At 49.4% G+C, this 14,456-nt stretch carries 12 protein-coding genes and 1 riboswitch; of the genes, 4 read left to right on the top strand and 8 right to left on the bottom strand.

Features of this window, described 5'->3' with window-relative positions; all coding sequences use genetic code 11:
- The first annotated feature begins 7 nt into the window (after nt 1–7).
- The 3 genes from treR to treC all read left to right on the top strand — a co-directional run bounded on the left by treR (nt 8) and on the right by treC (nt 4,000).
- On the top strand, nt 8–715 hold the full coding sequence (gene treR / locus ACHWTJ_RS02285) for a trehalose operon repressor (protein ID WP_294744663.1): 708 nt from the start codon (nt 8–10) through the stop codon (nt 713–715).
- A gap of 183 nt (nt 716–898) precedes the next feature.
- The gene (gene treP, locus ACHWTJ_RS02280; RefSeq protein ID WP_294740222.1) at nt 899–2,338 is read left to right on the top strand and encodes a PTS system trehalose-specific EIIBC component; all 1,440 of its coding nucleotides are present in this window, start codon (nt 899–901) and stop codon (nt 2,336–2,338) included.
- A gap of 21 nt (nt 2,339–2,359) precedes the next feature.
- Nucleotides 2,360–4,000, top strand: coding sequence for an alpha,alpha-phosphotrehalase (treC, locus tag ACHWTJ_RS02275; RefSeq protein ID WP_394679027.1), 1,641 nt, complete (start codon nt 2,360–2,362; stop codon nt 3,998–4,000).
- 275 nt (nt 4,001–4,275) lie between these two features.
- On the opposite strand, the gene ACHWTJ_RS02270 is transcribed toward treC, so the two are convergent.
- Entirely contained in the window at nt 4,276–5,634 is a 1,359-nt protein-coding gene (locus ACHWTJ_RS02270) for a sodium:alanine symporter family protein (RefSeq protein ID WP_294740220.1), read from the bottom strand.
- 191 nt (nt 5,635–5,825) lie between these two features.
- Between ACHWTJ_RS02270 and ACHWTJ_RS02265 the strand changes: the two genes are divergently transcribed.
- Complete coding sequence (locus ACHWTJ_RS02265; protein WP_394679026.1) at nt 5,826–7,529, top strand: methyl-accepting chemotaxis protein; 1,704 nt, start codon at nt 5,826–5,828, stop codon at nt 7,527–7,529.
- Nucleotides 7,530–7,572: 43 nt separating this feature from the next.
- Here the strand turns inward: ACHWTJ_RS02265 and ACHWTJ_RS02260 are convergent, their stop codons facing one another.
- The 7 genes from ACHWTJ_RS02260 to ACHWTJ_RS02230 all read right to left on the bottom strand — a co-directional run bounded on the left by ACHWTJ_RS02260 (nt 7,573) and on the right by ACHWTJ_RS02230 (nt 14,438).
- Nucleotides 7,573–8,394 (bottom strand): DUF6612 family protein, encoded by an 822-nt coding sequence (locus ACHWTJ_RS02260; protein ID WP_294740218.1) that lies wholly within the window; start codon nt 8,392–8,394, stop codon nt 7,573–7,575.
- Nucleotides 8,395–8,607: 213 nt separating this feature from the next.
- Nucleotides 8,608–9,066: a 6,7-dimethyl-8-ribityllumazine synthase gene (ribE, locus tag ACHWTJ_RS02255; RefSeq protein WP_294751409.1), complete on the bottom strand. Its 459-nt coding sequence runs from the start codon at nt 9,064–9,066 to the stop codon at nt 8,608–8,610.
- A complete protein-coding gene (gene ribA / locus ACHWTJ_RS02250; protein ID WP_394679025.1) occupies nt 9,063–10,253 on the bottom strand; it encodes a GTP cyclohydrolase II in 1,191 nt (396 codons plus the stop codon). The genes ribE (ACHWTJ_RS02255) and ribA overlap by 4 nt, the downstream gene beginning before the upstream one ends.
- Entirely contained in the window at nt 10,253–10,879 is a 627-nt protein-coding gene (gene ribE, locus ACHWTJ_RS02245; protein WP_029342770.1) for a riboflavin synthase, read from the bottom strand. Before ribE (ACHWTJ_RS02245) ends, ribA begins: the two co-directional genes overlap by 1 nt.
- Nucleotides 10,864–11,904, bottom strand: a complete 1,041-nt coding sequence (gene ribD, locus ACHWTJ_RS02240) for a bifunctional diaminohydroxyphosphoribosylaminopyrimidine deaminase/5-amino-6-(5-phosphoribosylamino)uracil reductase RibD (protein WP_394679024.1) — start codon at nt 11,902–11,904, stop codon at nt 10,864–10,866. The genes ribE (ACHWTJ_RS02245) and ribD overlap by 16 nt, the downstream gene beginning before the upstream one ends.
- A 159-nt stretch (nt 11,905–12,063) precedes the next feature.
- Nucleotides 12,064–12,208, bottom strand: a riboswitch (FMN riboswitch).
- A gap of 183 nt (nt 12,209–12,391) precedes the next feature.
- Nucleotides 12,392–13,597 carry a M20 family metallopeptidase gene (locus tag ACHWTJ_RS02235; protein WP_294740214.1) on the bottom strand — a complete coding sequence of 402 codons (1,206 nt, stop codon included), beginning with the start codon at nt 13,595–13,597 and terminating at the stop codon, nt 12,392–12,394.
- A gap of 22 nt (nt 13,598–13,619) precedes the next feature.
- Nucleotides 13,620–14,438 (bottom strand): MetQ/NlpA family ABC transporter substrate-binding protein, encoded by an 819-nt coding sequence (locus tag ACHWTJ_RS02230; protein WP_394679023.1) that lies wholly within the window; start codon nt 14,436–14,438, stop codon nt 13,620–13,622.
- Nucleotides 14,439–14,456: the final 18 nt, after the last annotated feature.

Genomic DNA, 14,456 nt, shown 5'->3' with positions numbered 1-14,456 from the left:
GGATTTCATGCCGAAATATGTACAGATTTATCATCAACTCGCGCAACGCATTCAGGAAGGGACATTACCTGCCGAGACGAAGTTACCGTCGGAAACGGAGCTGATGCAGGAGTTCGAAGCAAGCCGCGGAACGGTCCGAAAAGCAATCGATGCCCTTCAAGAGAAAGGCTTCGTTCGTAAACATCAAGGCAAAGGTGTCTTCGTCCTGTCACAGGAAGCGATTGAGTTTCAATTCAACGGTATCGTCAGCTTTTCTGAGGCACACCGTCGAATGGGACGACATATCGTCGAGACCGATGTGATATCGTGCGAAGTGCTCCCCGCCTCTTCTGAGCTCGCTTCATTATTGCATGTGGCGGAAGGAACAGACGTGACACGTATCGAGCGCATCCGTCAGATTGATGGCGAGCGCGTTATTCGTGACGTCAATCACTTCGTGACCGCACTCGTGCCCGGTCTGACTATTGATATTGCTCAAGGGTCGATCTATCAGTACATCGAAGAGACACTCGGACGGCAGATCAGCTATGCGAAACGAAAAATCGAAGCCCGTCCTGCGACACGCGAAGACCAAGAACGACTCGACCTTCACGATATGACACACGTCATCGTCGTTACGAACGATACGTATTTCTATGAAGGACAACACTTCGAGCGGACGGAATCACGTCACCGTCTCGATAAATTTCAATTCACTGATATCGCGCGTCGTTGAATATAGGCTACAAGATGAGGGAATCCGTAGATGACGGATTCTCTCTTTTTCATTCTTTTTTAACTTATCTATATAAGTTCTTGACCAACTTATATAGATAAGTTAAGATAAGTGTGCGCAAATAAGAAAACGTTTTCATTTCAAAAGTGTTCGAGTATGTCACTTCCAAAAAGGAGCATCGAGATGAAACCAAACTATCGTCAGATTGCAGAGCAAATCATTGAGAACATCGGAGGCAAGGAGAACGTCGAGCAGGCAGCTCACTGTGTCACCCGTCTTCGTTTAACGCTTAAAAATCAAGAGCTTGTCGATCAAGAAGCCTTACTTGAAGTTCCACTCGTCAAAGGCGCGTTCTTGAACGCGGGTGTCTATCAAATCGTCATTGGTGCCGGTGATGTCGACCGGGTCTATGCAGAATTCATTCAACTGACCGGCTTACAGGCAACAACGATCGCAGATGTCAAATCGTCTGGTGCTGCTAAGATGAATCCGTTCCAAAAGTTGATCAAAGTCTTTTCTGATGTCTTCATGCCTATCATTCCGGCAATCATCGTTGCTGGTCTCTTAATGGGAATCAATAATCTATTCGGAATCGAGTTCGGTGGCAAGACGATGATCGATCGTTATCCGAACTTACAAGGACTTTGGGATCTTATCAATATGATGGCCAATACGGCCTTCGTCTTCCTGCCAGCACTCGTCGGTTGGTCAGCGACGAAACGCTTCGGTGGGAGTGAGATCCTCGGAATCGTCATGGGTCTGATGCTTGTTCACCCAGATCTCTTAAACGCTTGGAACTACGGACAAAGTGCTCTAAAAGGTGAAATCCCGACGTTCAACATTCTCGGTCTCTTTGAAATTGAAAAAGTCGGTTATCAGGGACAAATCCTTCCGGTGCTCGCTGCCGCTTACGTCCTCAGTACGATCGAACGTTGGCTTAAAAAACAGGTACCGAATGCGATCCAATTACTCGTCGTACCGATTACGACGATCACATTGACGGGCTTTCTCGCCCTTGCCGTCATCGGACCGGTCACGCGCCAAGTCGGTGACTGGATCACGATCGGAGTCGTCAATACGTTCGAAGCTGTTCCGTTACTTGGTGCCTTACTCTTTGGCGCACTCTATGCGCCGCTCGTCATTACCGGCATGCACCACATGTTCATCGCCGTCGACTTACAGTTGATCGGACAAAGCGGAACGACGTTCATCTGGCCGATGATCGCAATTTCGAACATCGCCCAAGGTTCAGCAACACTCGCGATGCTTTTCCTCGCGAAAAACGTCAATGATAAAAACATGGCATCAACGTCCGCTTTATCCGCCTACTTTGGAATCACGGAACCGGCCATGTTCGGGGTCAATCTCCGGTTCAAATATCCGTTTTACGCGGCACTCGTCGGTTCAGCGATCGCGTCAGCTTTCATCGCTGTCAGCGGCGTTCTTGCTCCTGCGATCGGTGTCGGCGGATTACCTGCTTTTATTTCGATCGTACCAGGCTCGATTCTGTCGTTCATCGTCGGCATGGTGATCGCGATCATCGTCCCTGTCGCCTGTACGTTCCTGTTCCACTATGTCTCAACGAAACGCGCAAAAAAAGCTGCCCTGAAAAAAGCAGCGTAATTCTAGAAAGGTGTGTATCTGATGATCACGACAACCGATTGGCGCAAATCCGCCGTTTATCAAATCTATCCGAAGAGTTTTTATAGTCCGGAGGGCAAAGCGACCGGTACATTGCGTGGCGTGACGGCCAAACTCGATTATCTGGCGGATCTTGGTGTCGATTATCTCTGGTTGACGCCGGTCTATGCCTCACCGCAAAACGACAATGGCTATGATGTCAGTGATTATTATGCAATTGATCCATCTTACGGCACGATGGACGATTTCGAAACGTTACTTGCAGAAGCAAAACAACGCGGCCTGTCTGTCATGATGGACATCGTCGTCAATCACTGTTCAACGTCGCATGCCTGGTTCGAAGAAGGACGTCATCCTGACAGCCCGTATCATGACTATTTTATTTGGAGCGATACACCGAACGACTGGATATCAAAATTCGGCGGTCCCGCTTGGTCATTTGATGAGGTAGCTGGCAAGTATTACTTGCACCTGTTCGACAAGACGCAAGCGGATCTGAACTGGGAAAATTCACGTTTACGGGAAGATGTTTACAACATGATGCGCTTTTGGCGGGATAAAGGGGTCAGCGGCTTCCGACTCGATGTCATCAATTTGATTTCAAAGACACCAGGTCTTCCGAACGACCCAGCAGGAGACGGACGTGCGTATTATACGGATGGACCGAACATCCACGACTACTTGCAGGAAATGAATGAACAAGTCTTTGCTGGACATGATCTCATGACGGTCGGCGAGATGTCGTCGACGTCACTTGAGCATTGTCTTCGTTATTCTTCGCTCAAAAATCAGGAACTGAAGATGACGTTCAACTTTCATCATTTGAAGGTCGATTATCCGAACGGTGAAAAATGGACGGCAGCACCATTTGATTTCAAGCAACTGAAACAGATTTTCTCCGACTGGCAATCCGGTATGAACGGACAAGCCTGGAACGCGATCTTTTGGTGTAACCATGACCAGCCCCGCGTCGTCAGTCGGTTCGGTGACGACATCACGTATCGTGTCGAGAGTGCAAAGATGCTTGCGACGACGCTTCACGGATTACAAGGGACACCGTATATCTATCAAGGAGAAGAGATCGGGATGCCGAATCCGAACTTTACGGATTTGTCCGACTACCGCGACGTCGAGACGTTGAACGCCTATCAGGAAGCACGGGATAACGGCATATCGGAAGAAACGATTCTCGCTGCGATCCGTCAAAAATCACGCGATAACGCGCGAACACCGATGCCATGGTCGGACGCTGTCAACGGGGGCTTTAGTACAAGCGAGCCGTGGATCCCGGTCTCGCCGACGTATGAGCAAATCAATGTCGAGTCGGCTGTCGCAGATCCAAACTCGGTCTATCATCATTACAAACGATTGATTCAACTCCGTAAACAGTATGACGTGCTGACAGACGGTTCATACCGTCTGTTGACACCAGACGATTCGTCACTCTGGGCGTACGAACGCGCAACGAACGAGGAAGAGTTGCTTGTCGTTTCGAACTTCTACGGAACAGAGACGACGTTCACGTTACCTCGTGACGGATCGGATTATACGGTGTTGCTTCACAACTACCAGGAGATGCAGACAGAGGGGCACACTTTGATGTTACGCCCTTATGAATCCTTGATGCTTTATCGTAAAAAGTGACTGGTTGAAACGGACATATGCAAAAAAGAGAAGATTGATTTCTAGGATAATCCTTGGAAACCAATCTTCTTTTTTGTTGATGTTGAATAAATATAGAATGTGAATGCCTATTCCTCGACTCCTACAGAAAGAGAAGGCATGGTGCATGCTTTCGTCAGGGAAAGGAAAGACCTGACGAACCTCCCGCCTGTAGAAAGCAAGGATGGCAGAATCATTCGTTTTCAAAAATGATTCTTAGACACTAGTTCCTTCCGAGTCTTTCATTTTCGCATTTTCTACGAAACTTTCCGATTCGCTTCTTCTCGTCTCAACTGTTCGCGGAACAGTCGTGTCTCAGCAATGACAACGCCGGATAATCCAATCAAACCGATTAAGTTCGGAATCGCCATCAATCCGTTGAAGACGTCGGAAATCGCCCAGACCATGTTCAAGTTCGTCGTCATCGCTCCCGCTCCGGCGACTAAGACGAACAGGATGCGGTACGGTAGGATCGATTTTTGACCAAATAGATAATAGATCGATTTTTCACCGTAGTACGACCATCCAAGGACCGTCGAGTAAGCAAACATGACGAGTCCGATCGTGACGATGTATTTCCCAGCAGGTCCGAGGAAAACCTCGAAGCTCGCTGTCGTCAACTCGACACCCTCTAGTTTTGTATCGAGCTGACCTCCCATAACGAGCGTCAGACCCGTAATCGAACAGACAACCAACGTATCGAGGAAGACCTGCGTCATCGAGACGAGCGCTTGACGTCCCGGGAAGTCCGTCTTCGCAGCTGCCGCTGCGATCGGTGCTGAACCAAGACCGGCTTCGTTCGAGAAGACTCCACGCGCGACACCATAACGAATTGCTGCCCCGATTGCGCCACCTGTAATCGCTTCGCTTGAGAACGTGCTGCTGAAGATCGTCGAAATCGCACCTGGAATCAAGTCATAGTTCATGACGAGAATCAGCAATCCACTTCCGACATAAAAGAAAATCATGAACGGAACGAATAGACTAACGACCTTTCCGATAGATTTGACCCCACCGAGAATGACGACACCTGTCAGTACCATCAGTACGATTCCCGTCACGTAAAGTGGTACATCGAACGTTGATTTCATAGCGAGGGCAACCGAGTTCGTCTGGACTCCGTTCCCGATCCCGAACGCCGCGATCGAAGCGAATGCGGCAAACAAGACACCTAGCCATTTCTGCTTCAGTCCACGCTCGAGGTAATACATCGGTCCCCCTGCCATCTGTCCTTTTTCATCAACGACACGATATTTGACGGCAAGGATTGCTTCCGCGTATTTCGTCGCCATCCCGAATAGACCGGACAACCACATCCAAACAATTGCGCCCGGTCCCCCGAGGACGACAGCGGTTGCGACACCAACGATATTCCCCGTACCGACGGTCGCAGCCAGTGCCGTCATTAATGCTTGAAAGTGACTGATGTCCCCTTCCGACTTATCGTCCTGATGCTTTGAAAACGCAAGCTTCAGCGCATAAGGTAATTTGGTAATCTGAATGAAGCCTAGGCGAATCGTCAAGTAAATCCCCGTACCGACCAACAGGATGAGTAACGGTGGTCCCCACACGATATTGGACACCTCACTGATCCAGTCACTAAATGCCTTTCCCACTCATATTACCTCCCCTTAGTAGAGTATGTAGTTCTTTACCATTTTTTCAGAATTTACTGATAATTGTCAAACTATTTTTTCATGATTCGTTTTTGATACTTATTTTTTTCAATAATAAGTAAATTTTTTACTCGCAACAGTATAATCAATAAAACGAATAGTTCATCTCGCAAAACAAAGGAGCGAATTACATGAAGATTAAAACAAAGCTTATCTTATTGTCCTCCATGCTTTTGCTTAGCTTGATTGGCGTCGGGTTATACGGTGGGTTCTCTTTGAGTCGTGTCGACCAAGAGAGTCATACGATCACCTCCTCTTGGATTCCCGGTCTGAACTTGTCCCACGAGACGAATACCGCACTGTCTGATTTACGACGTGTCGAATTGTTACACATTCAGGAAAATGATTCGACGGTTAAGGCCGGATACGACAAGCGTGTCAAAGATGGAATCGCGACCATTGATGCGAACCTCGCTAATTACGAGAAAACGATCTATTTGAAATCGGACCGTCAATTATTCGATGATCTTTCGAAGAAGTGGCAGACGTTCAAAGAAACGACTGATCGCCTGCTTACACTCAGCACACCAGAAACACAAAAAGAAGCCGTCACGTATTACGAAGGCGATAGCCGGGATTCATATTTTGCTGTCTCGGATCAACTGACGAAAATCGTGAAATTCAATAATCAACAGGCGAAGAAAAACGGAGCAACGATTACTCAAGCTGCTAATACCGCTCATCTCATGCTGTTTACGATCATTGGAGTCGTTGGATTACTCGGTGTGATCTTCACTTTCTTGATTTTACGGTCAATCTTCGGCCCCCTTCGTCAACTGGAGGCGAAAACGCATGAACTCGCCACTCAAGGCGGTGACTTGACTGCTCAACTCGACGTCACACGTAATGACGAGATCGGGCAAATCGCCCAGTCGATGAATCAATTCATCGCTCACTTACGAACAATCATCGTTCAAGTCGATGATACAGCAACACACGTTGTGTCGACCTCTCGTCATGTCTCCGGTCGAATCGGTGAACTCGATCAAGAGATGGCCTCCACTTCGCATACGATTGAAAACTTATCTGCTGGTATGCAGGAGACTGCCGCTTCTGCTGAAGAAATGAACTCGTCTGCCGTCGATATGGAAGCGACGATTCATGATATCGTCTCCGGCGCACAAGAGAACGGAAGACGGGCGCAAGAAGTCGGCGGACGGGCTGAATCGCTACAAGTCGTCGCCACGGAAGCAAAACAGACCGCGAATCATATTCTCGCCGAAACGAAAAGTAAACTCGAGGACGCAATGGCACGGGCGAAAGCCGTCAAGGAGATTTCCGTCTTGTCTGACGCGATCCTTGCCATCGCGGCGCAAACGAATTTATTGTCTCTGAACGCTTCGATTGAAGCAGCACGGGCCGGTGAAGTCGGTCGAGGTTTTGCCGTCGTCGCAGATGAGATCCGTAAGCTCGCTGAAAGTAGTCGCGATACCGTCGAACAAATCCAAGATGTTTCACTCTCGGTTATCGAGTCGGTCGAGCATTTGAATACAGCATCTGGTGAGATGCTGTCCTTCATTGATGCGAAAGTCGTCAAGGACTACGACTTGTTTGAAGACGCCTCGATTCAATACCGGAATGACGCACAATTATTCGGTGATGCGGCGGAACATTTTGCTGCTCAAGCTGGTCAGCTCCAGGAACTGACATCAAATATGCTTGGTGTCATCCATGATGTCGCCGTCACCGTCAACGATGGGGCACAGGGCACCCAATCGATGTCGGAACAGATCAACCATTCCGTTCAAGCGTTCCGCGATGTGCATGAACAGACTTCCGTCAGTCAACAGCAAGCGGAAGCACTAAAAGACGTCTTACGTCAGTTCCAAGTCTAAAAAAAGTCCCCTCGTCTTCCTAGAAGAGAGGGGACTTTATCGTTTATTGCGCTGCACCTGTCAGCGGTTTCGCATCTTTTGCTTCCGCTGGTAATTTGATTTCGTTAATCTCATTGAATTTCGAGAACGTCGACGCGTTCTTCATATTGAACTCGGTATCTTTTTCAATCGCGAATACCATATCCATATCGAGTGATTTTGGATAGAATGTTTTTGCGTCATACGTCATCGTGTAATTCATTTTCTTATAATCGATGCTGTCCATAGCGTCTTTCATTTGCGCCATTTGTCCTGTTTGCTCCAGCGAATCCTTCATGAAGGCTTTGAGGTCGTCACCCTTTAGTTTGACGTCGATTTGATAGACGTCACCCTCTTTTTTCGCTGTCCAGTTGTCTTTGTACTTTTTCAATAGCTTGAGATTTTGATCCGTTGATGCCGATGACTCCATCGCTTCGACCATATCGCCTAGTTCCGAGACATCTTGAACGAGCCATTGTCCGTTTTGCGATAAATACATTTTGTTGTCGACGATATAGCTCTCGATCGACATGTCTTTACCGTCCTGTGGATTTTTCATCGTCATCGTCTGGTGCATCGTAAGCGGCTTTTGAATGATATCGGCTGATACCTTCTGATCCACTGCCATCTCACCTGCTTTTGAGTTGACTGTCCCTTCCATATGGAACGATTTAATATCTTTTTGAGCGGCTGTTGCTTTATTCAGTAATTCCGTATTCGAGAGTTCCCCCGACTTCGTCGAACCAGACCCACTGCCACTGCCCGAATCTGTCTGTCCATCTTGACATCCAGCCAGTCCAATCGATGCTGCGACAATCCCAGCTGCTACCCACCTTGTTTTCTTCATATTCATTTCCTCCTTTATACGCGTTACCCTGATTTACGAAAAACATTGGAAAATGTTTCAAAGTTTCTTTATTACATCATTACCTTTCTTCTTGAGAACGAATCCTCAAATTTTAAATCTACGATTCTTTTTTTGAAATTTGATTCAATCTTCAAGGGATTTTCGTAAAAAAAACAGGCTGACGGAAGCTTCCGTCAGCCTGTTTTTGTTTCATTAGATCGTCCGTAAGAGATTCGCCATTTCGATTGCAGAAACGGCTGCTTCGTAGCCTTTGTTTCCGGCTTTCGTACCAGCACGTTCGACCGCTTGCTCGATTGAATCCGTCGTCAAGACACCAAAGATGATTGGAACGCCTGTGTCGCGTGACGCACTCGCGACACCTTTCGCGACTTCGTTACACACATAATCATAATGTGACGTCGCTCCACGGATGACGGCACCGAGTGTGATGACGGCGTCATACTTGCCGCTTTTCGCTAACTTTTCTGCGACGAGCGGAATTTCGAACGCTCCCGGAACCCACGCCGTATCGACAGCATCCGCCGCGACACCGTGACGACGGAAAGCGTCGTTCGCTCCTCCGACGAGTTTTGATGTGATCAGTTCGTTAAAACGTGCTGCGACGATTGCGACGTGTAGTCCTTCTCCTGTTAAGAAACCTTCGTAGATCATGATGTGTGTCCTCCTTGGATATCGAGCCAATGCCCGAGTTTCGTTTGTTTGGTTTTCAGGTAACGCTGATTTTCCGGCTCAACCGGTACTTGATGGGGAACACGCTCGATGATTTCAATTCCCTCTTGCTCAAGCACTCGTTGTTTGTCCGGATTATTCGTCATCAAGCGAATCTTCGTTACGCCAAGATCCCGCAACATGTTGGCTGCGACCGTGTAGTCCCGCATGTCCGTCGGATAACCGAGTGCATGGTTCGCTTCGACTGTATCGAGTCCTTGTTCCTGTAACTCGTACGCTTTTAACTTCGCCATTAGACCGATGCCGCGTCCTTCCTGACGTAAATACAAGACGGCTCCACCTTCTCGTTCGATCCGCTCAAGTGCCGCATCGAGTTGTGGACCACAATCGCAACGTTTCGAACCGAAGACATCCCCCGTCAGGCATTCCGAATGTAGACGGACAAGCATCCCGTCGTGCGCTTCACCGGATAAGACGGCGACATGTTCTTTTTTATCTTGTGTCGTATAGCCGATCATTCGGAAGGCTCCGAACGTCGTCGGAAGCAACACTTCCGCTTCCCGCGTCAATGGACGCTCGAGATAGGCGACGAGTGCCTCAATCGTGATCAGTTTTAAATCATGCTCTTCCTTATAAAGAAGCAAATCATCCACCCGAGCCATCGTACCGTCTTCCTTGATGATTTCACAGATAACGGCGATTTCTTCACTTCCGGCAAGACGAGCAAGGTCAACGCCCGCTTCCGTATGTCCGCGTCGTTCCCGGACACCGCCTTCTTTTGCGATCAACGGGAAGATATGCCCTGGTCGTTTGAAACGCTCTGGTCCATCCGTCAACATCCGCTGGATCGTCAGCGAACGTTCTTCAGCACTAATACCGGTTTTCGCGTCTTCATGATCGATGCTGAGCGTGAATGCCGTCCCATGCGGATCGGTATTATTCGCTGTCATCGGAGCAAGTTCGAGTCGCTGTGCGATCCGCGGACTGACTGGGACACAGACGAGTCCTTTTCCATGCGTGATCATGAAGTTGATATTTTCCGATGTCGCGTGTTCTGCGAGCATGATGAGGTCACCCTCATTCTCACGGTCCTCGTCATCACAGACGATGATCGGCCGTCCGCTTTTTAAATCTTCTATTGCGTCTTCAATCAAGTCGAATCCGTTCATTACATGTCGCCTCCTAAGAATGCTGCCCAGTCCGTCTGCTTCTCATGCTGCGTGAAATGATAAAGATGTTTCGCCATCATGTCACACTCGATGTTAACGACTGCGCCGCTTGCCAATCGATCAAACGTCGTCACTTGACGTGAGTGCGGAATCAATGAAATCGAGATCGTTTCCGGCGTGACGCGTTGCAACGTCAGGCTCGTGCCGTTGATTGCAATCGAGCCTTTCGGAATACAATACTTTTGCCACGATCCGACATCAAACGTGTAGACCATCGCTTCTCCATCCGGTCGCCGACTAATCAGCCGTGCCGTTCCGTCGATATGCCCACTGACGAAATGTCCACCGAAGCGACCGTCTGCCGGCATCGCTCGTTCGAGTTGCAACGGGCTTCCGACGCGGTACGTACCGAGGGCTGTTGAACGGATCGTGTCATGGACGGCATCTGCCGTGAAACCGGTCGGGCTCATCGACGTGACTGTCAAACAAATCCCATCGACAGCGATGCTATCACCAATCTTCGTTCCTTCGAGCACCCGGTGCGCTTCAATCTCAAGCGCTAATCCATTCGGTCGCGGAATCTTTCGTTTTAATGTCCCGACTTCTTCAATCAATCCGGTGAACATGTCGTCTCCCCCTTTCGGATATACGTCAGATGGAGATCCGGTCCGACCGTCTCAATCTGGTCGATTTGAAAACGATCTTCGATGTCGTGTTGACCATTCCACGCAGCTCCTTCAAAAATCGACGGGGCTTGGTAGACTTCAATCCGGTCAACGAGATCCGCTTCAAGGAATGCACCTTGAATCGTTGGTCCGCCTTCAATCAAAACACTACGGATGTCTTGTTCGAATAACCGTTGTAAAATCGCTTCCGGTGTCTCATACTCACCGACAAGGACCGTCACTTGATCGTGACTAACACGCGGTACACTTGTTAGCCAGTAGGTCGGATTTTTACCATCGCGGAAGACTTGTGCCGTCTCCGGAACCCGACCTCGACGGTCGACGATCACCCGAATCGGCTCGATGCCTGATGCCTCGCGTAACGTCAGTGCTGGATCATCGACGAGCACCGTCTCACTTCCGACGAGAATCGCATCATGACGACCACGCAAGGCGCGACCATTCGCTCGTGCCTCTTCTGATGTGATCCAGCGCTGTTCACCCGTCGCAGCAATGCCGTTCATCGTCTGTGCGATTTTGACGGTCACGGTCGGGCGTTTTCGTTCGATCGTCTTCCAGAATTCCGTGTAGAGGGCTTCCGCCTCATGTCGTAACAAACCGACCTCGACTTCGATTCCCGCGTCCTGTAGCCGTTTGATACCAGAACCAGCGACGATCGCATGTTTGTCTTCCGTTGCGACGAAGACTCGTTTGATTCCGGCTTGTAGAATCGCTTCCGTGCACGGCGGTGTCTTACCGTGATGATTGCATGGCTCGAGCGTCACGTAGAGATCAGCGCCACGAGCCGCTTCTCCTGCCATCCGTAAGGCTTCGACTTCCGCGTGCGGACCACCGGCAAACCGGTGTGCACCAAAGCCGATGATGCGTCCTTGTTTGACGATGACACAGCCGACACTTGGATTCGGACTTGTTTGTCCGTGTAACATATGTGCTAATTGCATGGCATAACTCATCATCTGTGACATCGCGTTCACTCCTTTCAAATGAAAAAAGACGCCCCTTAAAAAAGGGGCGTCTGTATAGAAGGGTTCACGAAATACACGGTTCGCTCCCTGCATTTTTGCATGCAGAAAGAGACCATCTCCTGAAAACATTTTTTCAGAGAACGGCTTGAATCGTGTCGTTTCGTTCTTCTCCCATCCGGACTTTACCGTCGGCCTTGGAATCTCACCAAGTCAGCCATGATGCGTACATCACAGGTCGCGGGCTCGTCGATCGATTGATCGCATCACCGCCGGTTGGGATTTTCACCCTACCCCGAAGAACTGGATTATTGAGTTATACAAGTTTAGCCTAGCATATCTTTTTCAAGAAAACAAAGCGCAAATGCTTCGGTCTTGTCTTCTTTTAAAATCGGATACCACTTCTGGATAAAGTCTCCTGACTGAATTCTCGTCATATAAAAAACGACCGAGCTGCTTGATTCAGGCAGCTCCGGCCGTTCGTTTCGACTTATACGTATCCGTTTTTCCGGTCGTGGAATTCTTGGGCGATCGCCCCGCGCGTCCGTTCATCCGCGAGGACGCGAAGTGCTGTCCGCGCAAGGATTTTTGCCCCTGTGATCAATGCTTCATCTCCTGCTGTTGAACGGGCCGCCTCTTTGAAGGCTTCCGTATGGGCGACGAGATCGTCCGGACCAATCTTGATATACGGATGAATCGTCGGAATGACTTGACTGATGTTACCGGCATCCGTTGAACCAAGACCCGGTCGTTCGTCTAAGTGGACTTTTTCACCGAGCGCCTCCGCTTCTTCTTGGAACAGTCGGTCGAACGTCCGGTTGAAGACGAGATTGTCGACTTCATTTTGGAAAGCGATGACGTCAAGCGTCGCCCCGGTCGCAAGTGCCGCGCCTTGGGCAACGGCTTTGACTTTTTCCGTGACGGCATTCAGCCGTTCCCGTGTCGTCGCCCGGATGAAGAAACGTGCTTTTGCGTATTCCGGAATGATATTCGGCGCATCGCCTCCATGCGTGATGATGCCGTGGATTCGGACATCGTCTGGTAATTGCTGACGTAAGGCATTGATGCCGTTGAAGAGTTGGATGACAGCATCAAGGGCATTGATGCCTTCTTCCGGTGACGCTGCGGCGTGAGCCGGACGACCGGTAAAGGCAAAGTCGAGTGGATCGACCGCAAGGGAAGAACCCGTGATCCGTGTTTGTCCCGATGGATGGACCATCAAGGCTGCATCAATTCCTTCGAGCAACTGATGTTTGACGAAACTACCTTTCGCACTGCCGTTCGGTCCACCTTCTTCGGCTGGAGTTCCAAGGACAACGACACTCCCGCCAACTTCATCGAGCACTTTACTGAGCGCGATCGCTGCCGCGACACTCGTCGTGCCGATGATATTATGACCGCATGCGTGACCGATGCCTGGCAACGCATCATACTCAGCAAGAAAGGCAATCGTCGCGCCTGGTCGGTCGCTCGATTTTTTCGCAAAGAATGCGGTCTCGTGCCCCGCGACGCCAAGTTCTACCGTAAAGCCCTCTGCCGTCAGACGCTCCGCATGGAGCCGCGAAGCAAAGAATTCCTCGTTCCCGATTTCTGGCGTCGCATGAATCCGATGACTCGTCTCAAGATACGATTCCCGTTTTTGTTCGATATCTTGTTCAATCGTCTCTACCCATGTCGTGCGTACTGGTGTCGTCATGCTATCCACTCTCCTTTTGAAATTATTCGCCGATGTCGCTTAGTGGAACGAACGTCGGGATCGTACTGCCTTTGTATTCTTTTTTGATGAAGGCCGCGACATCTTTTTGTTGATACAGCGACGCGATCTTTTTCAGTTCTTTTTTATTCTTGTCTTCTGTCCGTGTTGCGATGATGTTGATGTATGGTTTTGCTGTCTCGTTCTCATGAACGATCGAGTCTTTGATTGGGTTGAAGCCAGCGTCAACGGCAATGCCATTGTTGATGATTGATGCCGCGACATCCGGTAAGACGCGTGGTGTCTGTCCAGCGACGATCGGAACGATTTTCAGCTTCTTCGGATTCTCGACGATCTTATCGAGCGAACCGTTGCCGTCGAAGTCGTCCGGTAACTTGATCAGACCGGCTTCTTGTAGTAACAAGAGGGCGCGCCCCATGTTCGTCGCTTCGTTCGGAACGGCAATTTTTCCACCAACCGGAATGTCTTTGACGTCCTTGTATTTATCTGAGTAAATGCCCATCGGTGCGATGACAGTCGTCGCGATCGGCGATAGCTTCAAGTTATGTTCTTTCTTGAAAGCGTTGAAGTAAGAAATCGTCTGGAAGGAATTGGCGTCAATTTCGCCTTCAGCCAGCGCCATGTTCGGTTGGACATAATCGGAGAACTTGACGAGCTCGATTTTGATGCCCTCCTTCTCTGCTTTTTTCGCGACATAATCCCAAACTTGTGTGTCCGAACCGCTGACACCGAGCTTAATCGTCTTTTCGTCTTCTCCTGATGCTGCGCATCCGGCAAATAAAATTGTTGTTAATGTTGCTCCAATTGCTACTGCTTTTTTCATGGCTGAATCGCTCCCTTG

The organism is uncultured Exiguobacterium sp., assembly GCF_964277885.1.
Classification (GTDB): Bacteria; Bacillota; Bacilli; order Exiguobacteriales; family Exiguobacteriaceae; genus Exiguobacterium_A.
Note: the sequence above shows the minus strand (reverse complement) of the source record. Positions and strands in the feature narration are given on the sequence as shown.

What these genes read in the sequence shown, in the direction of transcription:
- ribE (WP_029342770.1), bottom strand. Translation starts at nt 10,879, where the DNA reads ATGTTCACCGGATTGATTGAAGAAGTCGGGACATTAAAACGAAAGATT.
- ACHWTJ_RS02235 (WP_294740214.1), bottom strand. Translation starts at nt 13,597, where the DNA reads ATGACGACACCAGTACGCACGACATGGGTAGAGACGATTGAACAAGAT.
- ribA (WP_394679025.1), bottom strand. Translation starts at nt 10,253, where the DNA reads ATGAACGGATTCGACTTGATTGAAGACGCAATAGAAGATTTAAAAAGC.
- treP (WP_294740222.1), top strand. Translation starts at nt 899, where the DNA reads ATGAAACCAAACTATCGTCAGATTGCAGAGCAAATCATTGAGAACATC.
- ribD (WP_394679024.1), bottom strand. Translation starts at nt 11,904, where the DNA reads ATGTCACAGATGATGAGTTATGCCATGCAATTAGCACATATGTTACAC.
- ACHWTJ_RS02260 (WP_294740218.1), bottom strand. Translation starts at nt 8,394, where the DNA reads ATGAAGAAAACAAGGTGGGTAGCAGCTGGGATTGTCGCAGCATCGATT.
- ACHWTJ_RS02265 (WP_394679026.1), top strand. Translation starts at nt 5,826, where the DNA reads ATGAAGATTAAAACAAAGCTTATCTTATTGTCCTCCATGCTTTTGCTT.
- ACHWTJ_RS02230 (WP_394679023.1), bottom strand. Translation starts at nt 14,438, where the DNA reads ATGAAAAAAGCAGTAGCAATTGGAGCAACATTAACAACAATTTTATTT.
- treC (WP_394679027.1), top strand. Translation starts at nt 2,360, where the DNA reads ATGATCACGACAACCGATTGGCGCAAATCCGCCGTTTATCAAATCTAT.
- ribE (WP_294751409.1), bottom strand. Translation starts at nt 9,066, where the DNA reads ATGATCTACGAAGGTTTCTTAACAGGAGAAGGACTACACGTCGCAATC.
- treR (WP_294744663.1), top strand. Translation starts at nt 8, where the DNA reads ATGCCGAAATATGTACAGATTTATCATCAACTCGCGCAACGCATTCAG.